The organism is Shimazuella alba, from assembly GCF_009831235.1.
Taxonomy (GTDB): domain Bacteria; phylum Bacillota; class Bacilli; order Thermoactinomycetales; family Thermoactinomycetaceae; genus Shimazuella; species Shimazuella alba.
Genome location: NZ_WUUL01000035.1, coordinates 1 through 1,545, shown reverse-complemented (window position 1 = coordinate 1,545; position 1,545 = coordinate 1). Strand labels below are relative to the sequence as shown.

The 1,545-nt window shown below is 55.3% G+C and carries 1 rRNA gene; it reads right to left on the bottom strand.

The annotated features are described in order from the left end of the window. Positions 1-28: 28 nt before the first annotated feature. Positions 29-1,533 (bottom strand): 16S ribosomal RNA (locus GSM42_RS20270). Between the last annotated feature and the right edge of the window lie 12 nt (positions 1,534-1,545).

Genomic DNA, 1,545 nt, shown 5'->3' with positions numbered 1-1,545 from the left:
CGAAATTGTACCAAAAGGTACTCCATAGAAAGGAGGTGATCCATCCCCACCTTCCGGTAGGGATACCTTGTTACGACTTCACCCCAATCATCTGCCCCACCTTCGGCAGCTCAGTCCCCTAAGGGTTCTGTCACCGACTTCGGGTGTTGCAAACTCTCGTGGTGTGACGGGCGGTGTGTACAAGGCCCGGGAACGTATTCACCGCGGCATGCTGATCCGCGATTACTAGCGATTCCGGCTTCATGTAGGCGAGTTGCAGCCTACAATCCGAACTGAGAATGGCTTTCTGGGATTTGCTCCACCTCGCGGTCTCGCTTCCCTTTGTACCATCCATTGTAGCACGTGTGTAGCCCAAGACGTAAGGGGCATGATGATTTGACGTCATCCCCACCTTCCTCCGGCTTTCACCGGCTGTCTCCTTAGAGAGCCCAGCTTTACCTGCTGGCAACTAAGGATAAGGGTTGCGCTCGTTGCGGGACTGAACCCAACATCTCACGACACGAGCTGACGACAACCATGCACCACCTGTCACCATTGCCCCGAAGGGAACCTCTATCTCTAGAGGGGTCAATGGGATGTCAAGCCTTGGTAAGGTTCTTCGCGTTGCTTCGAATTAAACCACATGCTCCACCGCTTGTGCGGGCCCCCGTCAATTCCTTTGAGTTTCAGCCTTGCGGCCGTACTCCCCAGGCGGAGTGCTTATTGGGTTTCCTTCGGCACTGAGGACGTGATGCCCCCAACACCTAGCACTCATCGTTTACGGCGTGGACTACCAGGGTATCTAATCCTGTTCGCTACCCACGCTTTCGCGCCTCAGCGTCAGTTACAGGCCAGAGAGTCGCCTTCGCCACTGGTGTTCCTCCCGATATCTACGCATTCCACCGCTACACCGGGAATTCCACTCCCCTCTCCTGCACTCAAGTGAGCCAGTTTTGCAGGCTTACATTGGTTGAGCCAATGCCTTTTACCCACAACTTAACCCACCGCCTGCGCGCGCTTTACGCCCAATAAATCCGGACAACGCTTGCCCCCTACGTATTACCGCGGCTGCTGGCACGTAGTTAGCCGGGGCTTTCTGCTTGGGTACCGTCATTTGTTTCTTCCCCAAGAACAGAGCTTTACAACCCGAAGGCCGTCTTCACTCACGCGGCGTTGCTCCGTCAGGGTTGCCCCCATTGCGGAAAATTCCCTACTGCTGCCTCCCGTAGGAGTCTGGGCCGTGTCTCAGTCCCAGTGTGGCCGGTCACCCTCTCAGGTCGGCTATGCATCGTCGCCTTGGTAGGCCGTTACCCCACCAACTAGCTAATGCACCGCGGGCCCATCCTCAAGTGTAAACTTTTACTTCTCTTTCATGCGAATAAGAAGATTATCTGGTGTTAGCCCCGGTTTCCCGGAGTTATCCCAGGCTTGAGGGCAGGTTGCCCACGTGTTACTCACCCGTTCGCCACTAGAAACCGAAGTTTCTCGTTCGACTTGCATGTATTAGGCACGCCGCCAGCGTTCGTCCTGAGCCAGGATCAAACTCTCCATGATAGATGAGCTTGA